This is a genomic window from Marilutibacter maris (genome assembly GCF_006546735.2).
GTDB lineage: Bacteria > Pseudomonadota > Gammaproteobacteria > Xanthomonadales > Xanthomonadaceae > Marilutibacter > Marilutibacter maris.
Window position 1 is genome coordinate 1 of record NZ_VICD02000296.1, and the last position, 16,711, is coordinate 16,711.

The 16,711-nt window shown below is 68.6% G+C and carries 15 protein-coding genes; 3 read left to right on the plus strand and 12 right to left on the minus strand.

Translation table 11 applies throughout. From position 1 onward, the window contains the following. Positions 1-2,615: RHS repeat domain-containing protein (locus FKV24_RS16600; RefSeq protein WP_141483172.1), on the minus strand; the 2,615-nt coding region annotated here is incomplete at its 3' end. Positions 2,616-2,833: 218 nt separating this feature from the next. Beyond that, positions 2,834-3,949 carry a PA0069 family radical SAM protein gene (locus FKV24_RS16605; RefSeq protein ID WP_141483173.1) on the minus strand — a complete coding sequence of 372 codons (1,116 nt, stop codon included), beginning with the start codon at positions 3,947-3,949 and terminating at the stop codon, positions 2,834-2,836. 91 nt (positions 3,950-4,040) lie between these two features. Between FKV24_RS16605 and cls the strand changes: the two genes are divergently transcribed. The 3 genes from cls (at position 4,041) to FKV24_RS16620 (ending at position 7,199) form a co-directional block, all read left to right on the plus strand. Continuing rightward, positions 4,041-5,468 (plus strand): cardiolipin synthase, encoded by a 1,428-nt coding sequence (gene cls, locus FKV24_RS16610; RefSeq protein WP_111264913.1) that lies wholly within the window; start codon positions 4,041-4,043, stop codon positions 5,466-5,468. A 610-nt stretch (positions 5,469-6,078) separates the two neighbouring features. Then, the gene (locus tag FKV24_RS16615) at positions 6,079-6,351 is read left to right on the plus strand and encodes a hypothetical protein (RefSeq protein WP_111267867.1); all 273 of its coding nucleotides are present in this window, start codon (positions 6,079-6,081) and stop codon (positions 6,349-6,351) included. A 68-nt stretch (positions 6,352-6,419) separates the two neighbouring features. Next, a complete protein-coding gene (locus tag FKV24_RS16620) occupies positions 6,420-7,199 on the plus strand; it encodes a pyridoxine 5'-phosphate synthase (RefSeq protein ID WP_111264912.1) in 780 nt (259 codons plus the stop codon). Between the two features lie 50 nt (positions 7,200-7,249). On the opposite strand, the gene FKV24_RS16625 is transcribed toward FKV24_RS16620, so the two are convergent. The 10 genes from FKV24_RS16625 to gyrB form a co-directional block, all read right to left on the minus strand. Then, positions 7,250-7,672, minus strand: a complete 423-nt coding sequence (locus FKV24_RS16625; protein WP_111264911.1) for an ExbD/TolR family protein — start codon at positions 7,670-7,672, stop codon at positions 7,250-7,252. 307 nt (positions 7,673-7,979) lie between these two features. Beyond that, entirely contained in the window at positions 7,980-8,390 is a 411-nt protein-coding gene (locus tag FKV24_RS16630) for an ExbD/TolR family protein (RefSeq protein WP_141483174.1), read from the minus strand. Positions 8,391-8,402: 12 nt separating this feature from the next. After that, positions 8,403-8,822, minus strand: a complete 420-nt coding sequence (locus FKV24_RS16635; protein WP_141483175.1) for an ExbD/TolR family protein — start codon at positions 8,820-8,822, stop codon at positions 8,403-8,405. A gap of 39 nt (positions 8,823-8,861) precedes the next feature. Beyond that, on the minus strand, positions 8,862-9,614 hold the full coding sequence (locus FKV24_RS16640) for a MotA/TolQ/ExbB proton channel family protein (RefSeq protein ID WP_111264908.1): 753 nt from the start codon (positions 9,612-9,614) through the stop codon (positions 8,862-8,864). A gap of 123 nt (positions 9,615-9,737) precedes the next feature. Beyond that, positions 9,738-10,412, minus strand: coding sequence for an energy transducer TonB (locus tag FKV24_RS16645; RefSeq protein ID WP_111264907.1), 675 nt, complete (start codon positions 10,410-10,412; stop codon positions 9,738-9,740). Between the two features lie 163 nt (positions 10,413-10,575). After that, a complete protein-coding gene (locus tag FKV24_RS16650) occupies positions 10,576-11,790 on the minus strand; it encodes a tetratricopeptide repeat protein (protein WP_141483176.1) in 1,215 nt (404 codons plus the stop codon). A gap of 177 nt (positions 11,791-11,967) precedes the next feature. Next, the gene (locus FKV24_RS16655; protein ID WP_111264905.1) at positions 11,968-12,825 is read right to left on the minus strand and encodes a M48 family metallopeptidase; all 858 of its coding nucleotides are present in this window, start codon (positions 12,823-12,825) and stop codon (positions 11,968-11,970) included. Between the two features lie 130 nt (positions 12,826-12,955). After that, on the minus strand, positions 12,956-13,774 hold the full coding sequence (locus FKV24_RS16660) for a CPBP family intramembrane glutamic endopeptidase (RefSeq protein ID WP_141483178.1): 819 nt from the start codon (positions 13,772-13,774) through the stop codon (positions 12,956-12,958). A gap of 154 nt (positions 13,775-13,928) precedes the next feature. Continuing rightward, complete coding sequence (locus FKV24_RS16665; protein WP_141483177.1) at positions 13,929-14,108, minus strand: hypothetical protein; 180 nt, start codon at positions 14,106-14,108, stop codon at positions 13,929-13,931. A 27-nt stretch (positions 14,109-14,135) separates the two neighbouring features. Further along, complete coding sequence (gyrB, locus tag FKV24_RS16670; RefSeq protein WP_111264904.1) at positions 14,136-16,616, minus strand: DNA topoisomerase (ATP-hydrolyzing) subunit B; 2,481 nt, start codon at positions 16,614-16,616, stop codon at positions 14,136-14,138. Positions 16,617-16,711: the final 95 nt, after the last annotated feature.

A 16,711-nucleotide genomic window follows, 5' to 3' on the forward strand; every position in this document is an offset into this window, starting at 1 on the left:
ACCCGGCTGAGCGCGTCGGTGACCGTCTCCAGATTGCCGTTGGCGTCGTAAGTGAAGTCGGTCGGGTTGGCGCCGGCATCGGCCTGGGTCGCCAGTTGGCCGAGCTGGTTGTAGACCCGCGACAGGGTGCGCTTGAGGGCGTCGCCGCTGTCGCGGCTCTCCTCGGCCAGGCGATTGCCGGCCAGGTCCAGGGTGTACTGGAGGCTGTTGCCGGCGCTGTCGCGCACCGCCACCAGGCGTTGCGCGTCGTCGTAGTCGTACTCGATCCAGGCGCCGTCGGGCGGGGTGATGCGGCTGACCTGGCCGCTGGGCAGGTAGTCGATGAGGGTGGTGCGGTCGTCGGCCTCGGTCTCGCCCCAGACCTGCACGCCCGCCAGCCAACCACGAGGCGTGTAGCCGTAGGCGGTGACCACGCCATTGGCATCCTGGGTGGCCCACACGCGTCCGGCCGGGTCGTAGGCCAGGATCTCCTGCACCTGGCCCAGGCCGTTGGTGACCTTCCACAGGTCGCCCTTGCGGAAGTCGCAGGCGCCGGTGGGCGTGGCGCAGCCGTTGTCGTCGGCGGGGTGGTAACTGAAGCTGCGGGTGTCGGCGACATCGGTGCGCGGGCCGTCGATCGTCTTGAGCAGGCCGAGCTGCGGGCAGGTGCTGCCCGGCGCCGCGACATCGGCGGCCTCGCAGTAGCCGTAGGTCGTGGTCCGCACCTGGCTGGACACCAGATCGGTGGTGCTCACCGACAGCGGCTGTCCGCGCGCGTTGCGGACCACGTCCACCCGGCGGTCGCCCTGCTCGACCGACACCAAACGGTTGCTGTCGGTCGCGGTGCGCACCACGACGGTGCGCTCGGACGCCAGGCCCGCGGCCTCGCGGATGGTGTGCACGCTTACCGGCAGGCCACCGTCGACCACCTCGGTATAGGTATGCAGGGTCTCGACATCGGCGCGGTCGACGCTGCGCACCAGCCGGCGACGGAAATCGACGGCGGCCGCGGCGTACTCGCGGGTCACGGTGCCGGCGGCGTCGGTGACCGCGCCGACCTTGGGCAGCCCGGCCGTCTGCGGGGTCAGGTCGTAGGTGGTCTGCGCGCCCAACGCGTCGGTCACCACGGTCTGCGCCGCACCGTAGGCGAGGGTGACGCCGTCGGCGCCGCCGTCGTGGTAGCTCGCCACCACCCGCCTGTCGTCGTCATACTCGAACCAGCTGTAGCGGATGCCGCGCTCGTCGGTGACGCCGGTCAGGAAGTAGGGGTAGCGCTCGTCCTCGTAGTGGTAGTCGCGGTACTGGCCGCTGCCCAGGCCGACGTAGCTGATCTGACCTTCGATGTCGCTCAGATAGCCGTAGGACACCAGCTGGACGCCGTCGAGCTGGATCGCGTCCATCGGCGCGTGGCGGGTCGTGCCGTCGTAGAGGAAGTCGAGTCGGCGGCCGGTGGAATGGGTGATGTGCTCGAGCCGGTCCGCCGTGTCGTAGGCGTAATCGAGGAAGGTGCCGTCCTCGCGGGTGGTGCGCGCGATCCGGCCCTGGGCGTCGAAGGCGACCGTGCGATCCGCCGCCGACAGCGTCCAGCCACCGCCGGTCTCCGTCTTGATCCGGTCGCCCGACGCATCGGCGGCCACATAGACCGCGCCGACGCGACGGAACGGACGTTGCAGGCCACCGCCTTCACTCAGCAGGGCATGGTCGCCGCTCACCGACAGCCGCAGCTCGTGCGAATGGCTCCAGCCGGGCCCGAAGTTCGACTGCCGCGCGACCTGCGAGGAGCGGAAGGTGCGCACGAAACTGACCCAACCCAGGTCGAAATCCAGCTCCGGCTGCGACTTGGCGCCGGTCTGGACGTCGCAGGGGTTGCCCCGGGAGCACTCGTCCGGCTGCACCGGGCCGGTGAGGTAGGCGACCACGTCCGGGCGCACGCAGGCCTGGTAGTCGTCGTCCCACTCGGTGTAGGGAATCGGGCATTGCAGGCGCCGCGAACGCGTCGCATAGCCTGCGCTGACAAAGGGTTCGCAGCTGCCATCGGATGCCCTGAACTGCATGTTGACGTCGTAGTAGCGCTGTTCCTCGCGCCCCTCGGCCTCGGGAGAAATCGCGGCCCATTCGGTGTTCGGCTCGATCGACATCTCGCCGCAGGAGGGCTCGTGATTGGGGCTGTAGAAGGCCTCCATTCCCACCAGCATCGCCGCCTCGGTGACGTACTGGCTGCCGAGGGCCGAATAGTTCCATTCCGGATCGAGCGGCTGTTCGGCGCCGAGGGTGAACACGATCGTGGTGTTGACCCCGTCCACCGGCAGCAGCTTCTGGCTCTTCACATAGGCGTAGGCACCCTCGGCGTCACTGGGTCCGGGAACGTCCCACAGCGCGGATTCGGCCTCCTCCTGGGTCTCGAACGTACCCACCACCGTGCGCGGCTGCTCGGCATGTTCGACTTCCAGCGTCCACGGCGGCGTCGTGGTCTGCGCCAGGGCCGGCGTCGCGGCGAGCAGCAGGCAGGCCAGCCCCACCCTCGCGAACCTCACCCTCGCCAACGACCTGGCCGGCGTGACCTTGTCGCTGGACCGCACATTGTCCGATGCGCCGACACGGCGCGCCACGCGGCGCGCGAGACCTGAAAGATGCATGCGTTTTCCCTTTCCTTTTCAGTCCGTTGCGGACCGAATATCCATGGGTGACTCGTTTTCGAGCGCGCCGGACGCGTTCCTGTCAGCGCTTGATCGATGCTTGCACGGCCCGGATTTCAGATACAAGCGCGATTGTTTACCTGAAGTGGCGAATTCGCCCCGTTGCGTGTTGTCTTGCATTCGCGACACCTAATGATCTCCACGACCCGGTACCAGCCCTACGCAAACAGGTCCCCCTGCGGCGAGGCTCGCCGCGGTGCGACGAAGCGGCTGCAATCCAATGGCGGCAGGCGGCCGTAGCCCAGGCGCTTCTGGGCCTTGCGGAAGCGCTGCGCGATCAGCTCGGCGAACGGGCCGCTGCCGCGCATGCGGGTGCCGAACGCGCTGTCGTAGTCCTTGCCGCCGCGCATCTGCCGGATCAGGCTCATCACGTGGTCGGCGCGGTCGGGATAGTGCAGCTGCAGCCACTCGCGCCAGACCTGCTTGAGCTCGTGCGGCAGGCGCAGCAGCACATGGCCGGCCGAACGCGCGCCGGCGGCGTGGGCGGCTTCGAGGATGGCCTCCAGCTCGCGGTCGTTGATCATCGGGATCACCGGCGCGACCAGCACGCCGACCGGCACGCCCGCCTCCGCCAATGCCCGGATCACTTTCAGGCGGGTGTGCGGCGCCGCCGCGCGCGGCTCCATCCGCGCCGACAGGCGGTTGTCGAGAGTGGTCACCGACACGTAGACGGTGACCAGGCGCTCGCCCGCCATCGCCGCCAGCAGGTCGAGGTCGCGCAGGATGGTCGCGCCCTTGGTGACGAAGCTGACCGGATGCCGGCATTCGGCCAGCAGCTCCAGGCACTGGCGGGTGATCCGGTAGTCGCGCTCGATCGGCTGGTAGGCATCGGTATTGATGCCCAGCGCGATCGGCGCGCAGCGGTAGGACGGCTTCGACAGCTCGTGGCGCAGGCGCTCGGCGGCATTGGTCTTGGCGAACAGCCGGGTCTCGAAATCCAGCCCCGGCGACAGGTCCAGGTAGGCATGCGAGGGCCGTGCGAAGCAGTAGACGCAGCCGTGCTCGCAGCCGCGGTAGGGATTGACCGACTGGCTGAAGCCGATGTCCGGCGAGTCGTTGCGGCTGATCACGCTGCGCGCGCGCTCCTCGCGCACCTGGGTCGCCGGATGACGCAGGCCCTCGTCCTGGTCGGCGAGCGCGCCGGCCAGCGAGTCCCAGCCGTCGTCGGCGGCCTCGGTGCGGGTGGTCGCGAAGCGGCCCTCGATCCGCGAGGCGGCGCCGCGGCCTTTCACCTGCCGTGCAGACGGCGCAACGATTTTCCGGGCATCATCCATCGTCAGACAGCCTACGCCGCCGGCGTCGCATCCGCCGCGACGCCGGTCGGCGACCGGGCATGACGCCTCCCCTGCCCTCGCCACGCCCACCGTGCTGACCGATCTCTGGCAATCGCTGACCTCGATCCCGCACCTGGGCTACTACCTGGGCGTGGGCTGGCTGTTGTACCTGGTCTGGCTGGGCGGCTGGATCGTGCTGCAGAAGCGCGAGCCGGCGGCCACGCTGAGCTGGCTGATCTCGCTGGCCGCCCTGCCCTACGTGGGTTTCTTCGTCTACTACTTCTTCGGCCCGCAGCGGATCCACCGCCAACGGCTGCGCCGGCACCGCAGCCGTTCCGCGCTGCCGGCGCCACCGCGCGGCCTGCTGCCGGACCCGGACGCGATCGAGCTGGCACGGCTGGGCCAGGCGCTGACCGACCTGCCGCCAACCACCGCCACCCGGGTCGATCTGCTGATCGACGGCGCCGCCAAGTACACCGCGCTGCTGGAGGCGGTGGCGGCGGCGCGCGAGCACATCCATCTGGAGTACTACATCTTCCAGCCCGACCGCACCGGCACCGCGCTGCGCGACGCGCTGATCGAACGCGCCCGCGCCGGGGTCCGGGTGCGGCTGTTGCTGGACGCGGTCGGCTCCGGCCAGACCCGGCGCCGTTTCCTGCAGCCGCTGCTCGATGCCGGCGGCGAGGTCGCCTGGTTCCATCCGCTGCGGATGCGTTATTTCTGGAAGCGTCCGTGGCTGAACCTGCGCACCCACCGCAAGATCGTGGTGATCGACAGCCGGGTCGCGTTCACCGGCGGCATCAACATCACCGACGAGGAGGACGAGCGCCTGCGCGACGACGCCTACCGCGACCTGCACCTGCGCCTGGAGGGCAATGCGGTGCTGGAGCTGCAACTGGTGTTCGTCGAGGACTGGGCCTATGCGACCGGGGCGCCGCCGCTGCGTCTGCCGGTGCCGGCACGGGTACCCGGCGCGATCGCCGCGCAGGTGGTGATGTCGGGTCCGGACTCGAACTGGGAGGCCATCCACCGCATGCACGTCAGCGCGATCCACTCCGCGCAGCGGCGGGTGTGGCTGGTGACCCCGTACTTCGTCCCCGGCGAGGCCGCGCGCATGGCGCTGACCTCGGCGGCGCTGGGCGGCCTGGACGTGCGCGTGCTGGTGCCGCGGCTGAGCGACAGCCGGCTGGTGACCTACGCGGCGCGCTCCTACTTCGACGAACTGCTGGCCGCCGGCGTGCGCATCTACGAGTACGGCCCGCGCATGCTGCACAGCAAGGCCCTGCTCTGCGACGACGATCTGGTCCTGGTCGGCAGCGCCAATTTCGACAATCGCAGCTTCCGGCTCAACTTCGAGGTCTGCGTGCTGTTCCGCGATACCGGCCTGGCCGGGGAACTGGCCGCGCTGATCGAGCACGAGTGCGAAAGCTGCACCCCGGTGTGCGACCGCCGCCAGCGGCCGCTATGGACCGCGCGCCTGCCCGAGGCGCTGGCACGGCTGGTATCGCCGCTGCTCTGATCGCATTGCCGTGATCGCGTCCGCGGGGCGCAGCGATTTCCGGGGCCACCCCGAGGATCGCGGCTCACGCCGCTCCTACGAAGAGCGTTTGTCTACCTCGTGAACCCATCCCCCTGAGTCAGGGGTCGATTCGCATCGCAGATGCGAATTGGGGGTGTGGAAGCGCAACGGCGGGGCCCAAGGTTTGCGCAGCAAACTTTGGGAGATATCCGGGCGCAGCCGGATATCGTTCCCCCTGAGTCAGGGGGCGACTCGTGCCGCAGGTGCGAATGGGGGTGTGGAAGCGCTACGGTGAGGCCCGAGATTTGCGAAGCAAACTTTGGGGATTCCCCGGCGCAGCCGGGGATCGCGGCATACGCCGCTCCTGCGGGAGGCGCTCCTACAGGATAGGGACGGAGCTGAAGGTGGAAGTATCAAGCCATCGCCGTCCGCAACCGCCTCCTCCCACGACCCGTAGGAGCGGCGTGAGCCGCGACGGGGCTTCCCCATGATCGCCGGATACGGCCCGCCGGACTCCGACCAGCGGCCCCTGAGCGGGCATGACCGGAGGCGCATCGCCGGCGGGTCGTGGGTACACTGCGGGGGCCGTCCCGCTGGAACCGTTCCGATGATGCCCTGGCTCTCCCTGTTGCTCGCCCTGGCCGCGCTGGCGGCCGCGTTCAAGGCGTCGACGCCCGGCGTGCTCGCGCTGTGGCTGCTGTTGTCGCTGCTGCTGTTGCTGGGCTGGGTGTTCGGCCTGCTCGCACAGCGCGTGGGCAGTCGCAGCCGCGACGAGTCCTACATCCTCGACCCGGCCGAGTTGCAGCGCATGCGCGAACAGGCCGAGGCGCGCCGGCTGGCCGCGCAGAACAGCGCCACCGTCGGCCAGGAACCGCCGCACTGAGCCACGATCGCCCCGCCCCGGCGGGCGACACCCGACCATTGCCGTCGCGGCCGCGCTAAGCTGTCGCGATGACCGTACTCAGCGTCAACGTCAACAAGGTCGCGGTGCTGCGCAACTCGCGCGGTGGCGGCGAGCCGGATGTGGTGCAGGCCGCGCGGGCCTGCCTGGATGCCGGCGCCCATGGCATCACCGTGCATCCACGCCCGGACGCGCGCCACATCCGCGCCGACGATGTGTACGCGCTGGCCGAGCTGACCCGCGAGTACGGGGTGGAATTCAACCTCGAGGGCAATCCGTTCGCGCCGCCACGACCGGGCTACCCGGGCTTTGTGACCCTGTGCGATCAGGTGCGTCCGGCGCAGGCGACCCTGGTGCCCGACGGCGACGCCCAGCTGACCTCCGACCACGGCTTCGACTTCGTCCGCGATGGCGAGGCACTGCGCCCGCTGGTCGCCGAGCTGAAGGCATTCGGCTGCCGGGTCAGCCTGTTCGCCGACGCCCATACCGTGCCGGAGCAGTCGCGGATCGAGTGCGCGGCCGAGTGCGGCGCCGACCGGGTCGAGCTCTACACCGGCCCCTATGCCGAGGCGTTCGGCCGGGCCGACGAAGCGGCGGTACTGTCGCGTTTCGCCGGGGCGGCGGCACGCGCCGGCGCGGCCGGATTGGGCGTCAACGCCGGCCACGACCTCAGCCAAGCCAACCTGGGACGCTTCCTCGGCGGCGTCGCCGGCGTGCAGGAGGTGTCGATCGGTCACGCGTTGATCGGCGAGGCGCTCTACGCCGGTCTGGCCGCGACCGTGCGCGGCTATCTGGCCATCATCGCCGCCGCCGAACGCGGCGACGGCTGAGCACGGGTTCCGCGTCGAGATCGTCGTTGCGGTCCCGGGGCCGGCCGCGCTCATTGCGCGTGGGCGATCTCGCCAATGCCGCTGGCGCGGGCCAGTTTCAGCGCGTCGGCGAAGGCCTGGTAGTCGGCGTCGTCGCTGGCACCGACCATCAGCACCTGCGGCTCGCCGCTGGCGGCACGGGCGGCCAGGCTCTGGGCCAGCATCGCCGAATCCATGACCACGCCATCGAGGCTGAAACGGTCGTTGCCGCGGGCGAGCAGTTCGATCTTCTCGATCTTCTGCGGGTTCGGCTCCAGCTTCGACGGCTGCGGAAGGCGGGCGTCCAGCGATCGCGTCGCCACCGGCGCGATCACCATGAAGATGATCAGCAGGACCAGCATCACGTCGATCAGCGGGGTGATGTTGATCTCGGCCAGCGCGGCGGAACCGCGGGCATTGTCGAACGGACTGCGGGACTGCACGGAAACTGCCATGGCGCCCTCCTGTCATGGGCCCGATGCCCGCCTTCGACGTTACCCGCACCGCCGCCGGCTGGCAATCGCGAAAGTTTCTGCTAGCCGTAGGAGCGGCGTGAGCCGCGACCAGGCGTTCATGGGAAAGCTCCATCGCGGCTTACGCCGCTCCTGCGAAGAGCATGGGAGTTTCGCGCGCATGGCGATCGCCGGCGGTGCCGCTCCTGCGGAGTTGCGGCTTCGCGGCGGGCAAAAAAAACGCCGCCCATCGGGGCGGCGTTCAATTGAATCATCACGACGGTAAACGTCGATCGGTTCCGGCGGTCGATCAGTTCTCGACGAAGCCGATCTTTTCCATCTTTGCGTTCTTGGCCGCGGTCAGGACCTTGGCCAGGGTGCCGTAGGCGGCGTCGCCGTTGGCGTCGATCTCCAGGGTCGGCTGATTGGTCGGGTCGCGCTGGACCTCCGACGTCATCCGGGCCTGCAACTCGGCCAGCGGTGCCGGCGAGTCGTTCCAGTAGACCGTGCCGCTGGCGTCGATCCGCAGACTGATCGGCGGCGGCGGATCGCTCTTGACCTGGGGCGGGGTGACGCTGCGCTGCGGCAGCGAGATATCGACCGGATAGCTGGCAATCGGCGCGGTCACCATGAAGATGATCAGCAACACCAGCATCACGTCGACGAGCGGCGTGACGTTGATGTCGGCCATCGCGCCGCTGCCACCAGTAGTGAAAGCCATAGCTGCGCTCCCTTAGTTGCCGCGATCGGCGATGGTGACGAAGCCGACCTTGCGAATGCCTTGCGACTGCGCGGTCTTCACGACTTCGTTGACGATCCGGTACTTGGTGGTCTTGTCGCCACGCACGTTCACCTGCGGCTGAGGCGTTTTCTGCGCCTCGACCGAGAAGCGGCTTTCGAGCATGTCCTTGGTGACCGGCTCGTCGTTCCAGAACAACGAGCCGTCCTCCAGCACTGCCACCGTGATCGGCGGTGTCGGCAGGGGTTCCTGCTTCTCGTCCAGGTTGGCCTCGGGCAGCTCCACCTTCACTTTGTGCGTCATCAGGGGCGCAGTGATCATGAAGATGATGAGCAGCACCAGCATCACGTCCACCAGAGGCGTGACGTTGATGTCGGCCATTGCGCCGCCGCTACCGCCAGAACTGAAAGCCATGTTCGAACTCCAAAATCGCGTGTGTGACGACGGCTGGTATTAGCGCTTGCCGCCGATGTCGCCGACGCGCGAACCGGTGGCGAAGAAGTCGTGCAGGTCGTGCGCGAAGGTGTCGAACTTGTTGTTCGTCACGCGGTTCAGGCGGGTGAAGAAGTTGTACGCCAGCACCGCCGGGATCGCGACGAACAGACCGATCGCGGTCATGATCAGCGCCTCGCCGACCGGACCGGCCACGGCGTCGATCGACGCGTTGCCGCTCATGCCGATGCGGATCAGGGCGTGGTAGATGCCCCACACGGTGCCGAGCAGACCGACGAACGGCGCGGTCGCACCGACCGAGGCCAGCAGGGTCAGACCCGACTCCAGGCCCGAGCTCTCGCGGGTGACGGCCTGACGCAGGGCGCGGTCGACGAACTCGGAGCGGTTCAGCGACTCGACCAGACGCGAGCCTTCATGGCGCTGGTGGTGCGAGGCGGCCTGGGCGGCGTCGAGGGCGATCTTCGAGAACGGCTCGCTGCGCGGCTGCTCTTCCATGTAGCGGATCGCGTCCTGCGCGTTCGGGGTTTCCCAGAAGGTGCTGATGACGCGGTCGGAACTCGCGCGAAGACGCATGTTCTTCACGAAGTTGTAGATCATCCAGTAGATCGACATGGCCGACATGGTCACCAGGGTGATGAACACGATCCAGGCGACCGTATCGAAGTTCTGGATCATGTGGCCAAAGCTCATCTGCTGGAGAGCTTCGGCGTTGGAGCCTCCGGCAGTGGCAGCGGTGGTGGTTTCCTGCAGCATGACGCTTACCTTTGAATGTCGTGGAAGGAAAAAGCAGTTACGAAAGAGCGGAGCGTTTCTTTAGGAAAGTTGAAACGTATTGCCCGGTGTGGTGTTGCCTTGTTGCCCGTCCTGCCGGCCCGATCAGCGCGGCGGGACGAAATCGACCGGGACGCGCACCTTGCTGGCCACGGCCACGCCGTTGCGCATTTCCGGATTGAACCGCCACTTGCGTGCAGCTTCCATTGCGGCGCGGTCCAGATTGCGGTTGCGGCTGGACTTCTCCACCGACACGTCGAGCACGTTGCCCTGGGCGTCGATGCTGATGACCAGCACCACGGTACCGCCGACACCCTGACGGGCCTCGGTAGGCGGATAACGCGGCGGGTTGAGCCGGCGCGAGGACGGATCAACGCTGGAACCGATGGTGGTGGCCGGCGGCGGCGGCGACGGCGGAGCCGGCGGCGGGGCCTGGACGTCGACCGGGCTCGGATCTTCGAACACGACCGGCGGCTCTTCCGGCGGCGGCGGCAGTTGGGTCGGCTGCGGCGGCGCGATCTTCGGCGGCGGCTTGAGCTCCTTCGGGGGCTCCGGCGGCGGCGGCGGCGGCGGGGGCGGCGGCGGCGGCGGCTTGATCAGATTGACGAGGGTGACCTCTTCCTTCTGCTCTTTGGGCGGCGGCGGAGCCATCGGGGCCAGCAGCAGCAGCAGGGCCGCGGCGTGCACCGTGATCGCCATGGTGATACCGGCAATGCGGGCCCAGTTGAGGCCTTCGTCGCGATCGTCGTTATGAACGTGGTTTTCGAGGTCTTGCGTCATGCGCCGTCAGCTCGGGGAGGTGTTTCCGCAACGTCTGACGCCGCGGGCGTTGGTGATGGCCCGGACGCCGCGTTAGCCGCGCCCGAACCTCCTAGCTTATACCAAATGGGTCTCGTCGTTCCAAGTGGAGGCCCATCCTTTTGTCGTATTGATCGATCGCCGATCAACCGCCAGGCAGGGAGGTGATCTGCTTGGCTTCCTCGGGGCGCTTGACCCCCTTTGCCAGCGCCTGACGCGCCGCCTCCTTGGCCTCGGCGATGCGGTCCTCCTGCCACAGCACCTTGGCCAGATTCAGATAGGTCTCGCCGTCGTCGTCCAGCGGCGCGGCCTTGCGGTAGGCCTCGATCGCCGGTCCGATCTGCTCGGAGAAGTAGTAGGACTGGGCGAGGGCCAGATTGTTCTGGAAGTCGTTCTGGAGGATGCCCTTGTCCAGGCCCTCCTTGATCACGTTGGCCGCGTCGCGCTCCCTGCCGTCCATGTTGAGGTAGGTCGCGTACAGCTGGCGGTACTCGCGGTCCTCGCTCAGCTGGCCGGCCGCGCGCAGCTTCTCCAGCACCTCGGCGGCCTTGGCGAAGTTGTCGGCCTGCTGGTAGGTCGCGGCGAGGTTGAGCTGGGCGCGCTTGTCGCCCGGGTTGCGGGCGGCGATCGCCTCGGCCAGGGCGGCCGCCTCGGCGGTCTGTCCGGTCTCGAAGTAGGTCGCCATCAGCAACTGCTGCCAATCGTTGCGCGGCTCGTCGGCGGCGTCGAGCGCCTGCTTGAGCACGGTCGCGGCCTCCGGGTAGCGCTCCATGCGGTACAGCGCATTACCCTTGATCACCAGGTGATCGGGTTTGGTGCTCTTGGTCTCGGCGAAGAAGCGGTCGATCGTGGCCAGGGCCTGGTCGTACTGCTCTTCCTGCATCTGCAACTGGCCCAGCATCAGCATCGCGCCGTAGTGGCCGTTGTTGTCCAGACCGTTGAATTCCAGGGTCTTGCCGAGATAGTCCATCGCCTTCGCGGTGTCGTCGCTGTCGTAGGCGCTCTGCGCGGCGATCTGGGCGGCGAACGACTTGTCGTAGGCGTTGGCCTTCTCGTTGGCCATGATCTCCTCGGCGATCGCGATCGCCTCGGCGCCCTCGTCGTCGTCGTAGCGGTCCATCATCTTCTGCAGCTTCGACGACATCCGCGAGGAGGCCTTGGTCCTGGGCTCTTCGCGGGTCGCATCCGGATAGTCGACACTGGACTCGGCCTGGCCACCGCGCTGGGCCTGACGTTCGCGGCGCTCCTCGGCGCGCTGCTGGGCGCTCTGCGCGTTGACCTGCGAGACGCCACCGAACACGAGCACCGCGCCAATGGCGGCGGCGAGCAGGTTGAGGTGGCGGGGCGTGGTTGCATTCATCGAGTCACCTTTCTGGATACTGCGACCGTCCTGGGTCGGAAGCGGGGTCGTAATCCGGCAGATCGGAGTCTGCGGGCCGGTCACGCTACCAGAAACGCGTGATCGCGGCATACTGGGTTGACGTTGTTACATTTTTGTTGCCCGAACGCGGCTCGCCGACGGTGCAGGGGGACGGTGTCAGCCGCAACGCGGCTGGCGACCACCGGCCCGGGCCTGTTGCCAGACCGGCGCCAGGCTGTCGGCACGGCGGTCCAGCTCCTGGATCCGCGAGGCCGGGTTGGGGTGGGTCGACAGCCATTCCGGCGGCTGTCCGCTGCTGGCGGCGAGCATGTTCTTCCACAGGTCGACCGCCTGGTGCGGGTCGTAGCCGGCGCGCGCCATCAGACGCTGCCCGACCACGTCGGCCTCGGTTTCCTGGGTGCGGTTGTTCGGCAGCAGCAGGCCGGCCTGGACCGCCGCGCCGCCGAGCTGGCCGGTGGTATTGGCGGCGTTCTGGCCGTAGCGCGAGCCGACCAGGGCACCGAGCAGGCCGAGCCCGGTCCGGGCGCCGATCTGGCGGGTGATGCGCTCGTCGTGATGGTTGGAGATCACGTGACCGACCTCGTGGGCGACCACCGCGGCGAGCTGGTCCTGGTTCCTGGCGACCTTGAAGATGCCGGTGTTCACGCCGACCTTGCCGCCAGGCAGGGCAAAGGCATTGGGCTCGTCGTCGACAAACAGCGCCACCTCCCAGCCGCTCTGTTGCTGTGCCGGCAGTTCGCGGGTGATCGAGTCGACCACGCAGCGCACGTAGCGGGTCTGTGCCGCATTGGTACTGATCTTCTTGCTCTTTTTGGCCTGATCGAAGGCCTGGATGCCCAGTTGCTGGAGCTGGGCGTCGGACATGCCGCCGACCACCTGGGTGCGGCCGGTGGGCGAGGTGGTGGTGGCGCAGGCCGAGAGCAGGGCGGCCAGCGCGAGGCCGGCGGCGAGCGGGCGCCAGCCCGCGGCGACAGGCGCGCGGGCCCGGTCGGGCGACGGGTTTGTGCTGTGCATGTGGCGGCCCCTTGCGTGAACAGGCTCGTTGTAGCCCAACCCGGATTAACGTTCCGTAATCGGGTACGGCCGAGGGGCCTTTACGGTTTCACCCGGTCGCACGAACGGTCGGGGCCGACGGACCGGCGGCTCAGCCGCCGGCGGACAGCAGCAGCGCGCAGGCGAGGGCATTGTTGAGCGCATGCGCGCCGATCGCCGCCCACAGGGTGCCGGTACGGCGGTAGACCCAGGCGAACACCACCCCCATCAGTCCGTAGACCAGCCACAGCTGCAGCATCGCCGGCCACGGGTTGTCGCTCAGTCCCGGCAGTTCGTGGACCAGGGCGAAGGCCGCGCCGCTGAGCAGCATGCCCAGGACCGGATACCCAGCGCGCCACAGGCGACCAAACAACACGCGGCGGAACAGCAACTCCTCATAGGCCGGCGCCAGCACGATCGCGAAGCCCAGCATGAACAGCGGACTGTCGGCGAAGGCGGCTTCGACCATCGCCACATTGCTCGGCACCGGGGTCGACCCCAGGCGCTCGCCGATCCAGTTGATCAGCATGCCCAGGCCGGATACCGCCAGCCCGGTCACCAGCATCCAGGCCCAGCTCGAGGTGCGCGCCAGCGCGGCGCGGGATGCCGCGCGCTCGCCGACGTCGGCACGGCGGCGCAGGAAGTAGACCAGCAACACCGCCGGCAGCATCGACAGCAGGGTGATCCAGACCAGGACCACGCCCTGCGGCTGCGGCGGTTGTTGCCGCAGCTGCGCGGCGACCGCGGCGGGGTCGCCGCCGCTCGCGCCCAGCGCGCTCCACAGCATCCACAGCGAGACCAGGGCGGTGCTCAGCAACAGCGACACCGCCGCCACCGCCAGCAGGTCGACCGCGAAACCGAACAGGGCGCGACCCGGGCCGGTCGGTGCGGCGGCGGCCGGCGGCGAGGCGGGCAGGTCGAGGCGGCTCATCGCGGCGTGGGCGAGGGCGGGTGCCGCAGGCACGTGGGCTGCCCGATGGCAGGCCACGAAGCCCGTGCTCCCTGTGCGAAGGGCGCGGGGCACTTGGCGAGGCCAGGAAGGCCGAGCGTAGTGCCGCTGGAGCCGCGCAGCCGCATGCCCGGACTCAGACGTCGAGGTTGGCGACCTTCAGCGCGTTGTCCTCGATGAACTCGCGGCGTGGGTGAGGGCGGGTGCCGCAGGCACGTGGGCTGCCCGATGGCAGGCCACGAAGCCCGAACGCCCTGGGCAGGACGCCCAGGGCCGGTGCACTTGGCGAGGCCAGGAAGGCCGAGCGTAGTGCCACTGGAGCCGCGCAGCCGCATGCCCGGACTCAGACGTCGAGGTTGGCGACCTTCAGCGCGTTGTCCTCGATGAACTCGCGGCGCGGCTCCACCACATCCCCCATCAGCGTGCTGAAGATCTGGTCGGCGGCGACCGCGTCCTCGATGCGCACGCGCAGCAGGCGACGGGTCTCCGGATTGACCGTGGTTTCCCACAGCTGCTCGGGATTCATCTCGCCCAGGCCCTTGAAGCGCTGGATCTGGCGGCCCTTCTTGGCTTCGTCCATCAACCAGGTCTGGGCCTGGGCGAAGCTCTCGACCGGCTGCGCGCGATTGCCGCGGACGATCTGGGCACCATCGCGGATCAGGCCGTGCAACTGGTCGGCGGCCTCGCGCAGGGCGCGCAGCTCGCCGCCCTCGAACGCGGCCAGCGGCAGCAGCTGGGTCACGGTCTGGCCCATGTGGGTGCGCTCGATCCGCAGCGCGGCCGGCTGCAGGTCGTTGGCCGGCTGGAACGCCAGCGCGTAGCGCGGCTGGCCCAGACCGGTGCGGTTGAGGCGGGCGGCGAGGGCGTCGAGCTCGTGCTGCTCGTCGGTGTTGTCCTGCAGCCGCGCCGGGTCGAGCGGGGTGAAGTCGATCAGCGCCTCGAGCACGCGCGGATCGAAGCGGTGCTGGTTGCGGGCGATCACCTCGCGCGCGGACGCGTAGTCCAGCAGCAGCTTCTCCAGCGCCGCGCCGGTGATCGGCGGCTCGCCGTCGGCCGGCACCAGGCTGGCGTTCTCGACCGCGTGGCTGGCCAGGTACTCGTCCAGCGCCGCGTCGTCCTTCAGGTACAGCTCGGTCTTGCCCTGCTTGATCTTGTACAGCGGCGGCAGGCCGATGTAGACGTGGCCGCGCTCGATCAGCTCCGGCATCTGCCGATAGAAGAAGGTCAGCAGCAGGGTGCGGATGTGGCTGCCGTCGACGTCGGCGTCGGTCATCAGGATGATGCGGTGGTAGCGCAGCTTGTCCGGGTTGTACTCGTCCTTGCCGATGCCGGTGCCCAGGGCGGTGATCAGGGTGCCGACCTCGGCCGAGGACAGCATCCGGTCGAAGCGCGCGCGCTCGACGTTGAGGATCTTGCCCTTCAGCGGCAGGATCGCCTGGGTCCGGCGGTTGCGGCCCTGCTTGGCCGAGCCGCCCGCGGAGTCGCCCTCGACGATGAACAGCTCGCTCAGCGCCGGGTCCTTCTCCTGGCAGTCGGCGAGCTTGCCGGGCAGGCCGGCGATGTCGAGCGCGCCCTTGCGGCGGGTCAGGTCGCGGGCCTTGCGCGCGGCCTCGCGCGCGCGCGCGGCGTCGACCACCTTTTCGCAGATGGCACGGGCCTCGTGGGGGTTTTCCTCCAGGAACTCCTGCAAACGTGCACCGAACGTGCTCTCAACGACCGGCTTCACGTCGGAGCTGACCAGTTTTTCCTTGGTCTGGCTGGAGAAACTGGGGTCGGGCACCTTCACCGACAGCACCGCGATCATGCCTTCGCGCATGTCGTCGCCGGACAGGCTGATCTTGGCCTGCTTGGCGATGCCATTGGCTTCGATGTAGTTGGACAGGGTGCGGGTGAGGGCGGCACGGAAGCCGGCCAGGTGGGTGCCGCCGTCCTTCTGCGGGATGTTGTTGGTGAAGCAGAACATCGTTTCCTGGTAGGCGTCGGTCCACTGGATCGCGACGTCCACGGTGATGTCATTGGCTTCACCGGACACCGCGATCACGTTCGGGTGCAGCGGGGTCTTGAGCTGGGCCAGGTGCTCGACGAAGGAGCGGATGCCGCCCTCGTACTGGAACACGTCGCGCTTGCCCTCGCCACGCTCGTCGACCAGGGTGATCTTCACCCCCGAGTTCAGGAACGACAGCTCGCGCAGGCGCTTGGCCAGGATGTCGTAGTGGAATTCGGTGTCGGTGAAGATCTCCGCCGCCGGCTTGAAGCGCAGCTTGGTGCCGCGCTTTTCGGTGGCCTCGAGGATCTGCAGCGGTGCCAGTGGTTCGCCCAGCGCGTATTCCTGGTGGTGGTGGTGGCCGTCGCGCCACACGTCCAGCCACAGGTGCGAGGACAGCGCGTTGACCACCGACACGCCGACGCCGTGCAGGCCGCCGGACACCTTGTAACTGTTGTCGTCGAACTTGCCGCCGGCGTGCAGCACGGTGAGGATCACCTCGGCCGCGGACACCCCTTCTTCCTTGTGCACGTCCACCGGCATGCCGCGGCCGTTGTCCAGCACCGAGACCGAGCCGTCCTCGTGGATGGTGACCACGATGTCGTCGGCGTGACCGGCGAGGGCCTCGTCGACCGAGTTGTCGACCACCTCGAACACCATGTGGTGCAGGCCGGTGCCGTCGTGGACGTCGCCGATGTACATGCCCGGACGCTTGCGCACCGCTTCCAGACCACGCAGCACGGTGATCTTGCTGGAGTCGTAGGTCTGGGGCACGGCGGGGTCCTGGACGGACTCGCTCTGGGTGTCGGGGGAGTTGGGGTCGTGCTCGGATGAGGTCATTGCGGCAACAGGCTCCGGCAACGCGGTCGCATAAGTGCGACGCGTCCATACACATTGGCTAAAAGCGACAGTCGAGTATAGCAGCCGGGCAGGGG

What these genes read in the sequence shown, in the direction of transcription:
- FKV24_RS16605 (WP_141483173.1), bottom strand. Translation starts at nt 3,949, where the DNA reads ATGGATGATGCCCGGAAAATCGTTGCGCCGTCTGCACGGCAGGTGAAA.
- FKV24_RS16615 (WP_111267867.1), top strand. Translation starts at nt 6,079, where the DNA reads ATGCCCTGGCTCTCCCTGTTGCTCGCCCTGGCCGCGCTGGCGGCCGCG.
- FKV24_RS16620 (WP_111264912.1), top strand. Translation starts at nt 6,420, where the DNA reads ATGACCGTACTCAGCGTCAACGTCAACAAGGTCGCGGTGCTGCGCAAC.
- FKV24_RS16625 (WP_111264911.1), bottom strand. Translation starts at nt 7,672, where the DNA reads ATGGCAGTTTCCGTGCAGTCCCGCAGTCCGTTCGACAATGCCCGCGGT.
- FKV24_RS16630 (WP_141483174.1), bottom strand. Translation starts at nt 8,390, where the DNA reads ATGGCTTTCACTACTGGTGGCAGCGGCGCGATGGCCGACATCAACGTC.
- FKV24_RS16635 (WP_141483175.1), bottom strand. Translation starts at nt 8,822, where the DNA reads ATGGCTTTCAGTTCTGGCGGTAGCGGCGGCGCAATGGCCGACATCAAC.
- FKV24_RS16640 (WP_111264908.1), bottom strand. Translation starts at nt 9,614, where the DNA reads ATGCTGCAGGAAACCACCACCGCTGCCACTGCCGGAGGCTCCAACGCC.
- FKV24_RS16645 (WP_111264907.1), bottom strand. Translation starts at nt 10,412, where the DNA reads ATGACGCAAGACCTCGAAAACCACGTTCATAACGACGATCGCGACGAA.
- FKV24_RS16650 (WP_141483176.1), bottom strand. Translation starts at nt 11,790, where the DNA reads ATGAATGCAACCACGCCCCGCCACCTCAACCTGCTCGCCGCCGCCATT.
- FKV24_RS16655 (WP_111264905.1), bottom strand. Translation starts at nt 12,825, where the DNA reads ATGCACAGCACAAACCCGTCGCCCGACCGGGCCCGCGCGCCTGTCGCC.
- FKV24_RS16660 (WP_141483178.1), bottom strand. Translation starts at nt 13,774, where the DNA reads ATGAGCCGCCTCGACCTGCCCGCCTCGCCGCCGGCCGCCGCCGCACCG.
- gyrB (WP_111264904.1), bottom strand. Translation starts at nt 16,616, where the DNA reads ATGACCTCATCCGAGCACGACCCCAACTCCCCCGACACCCAGAGCGAG.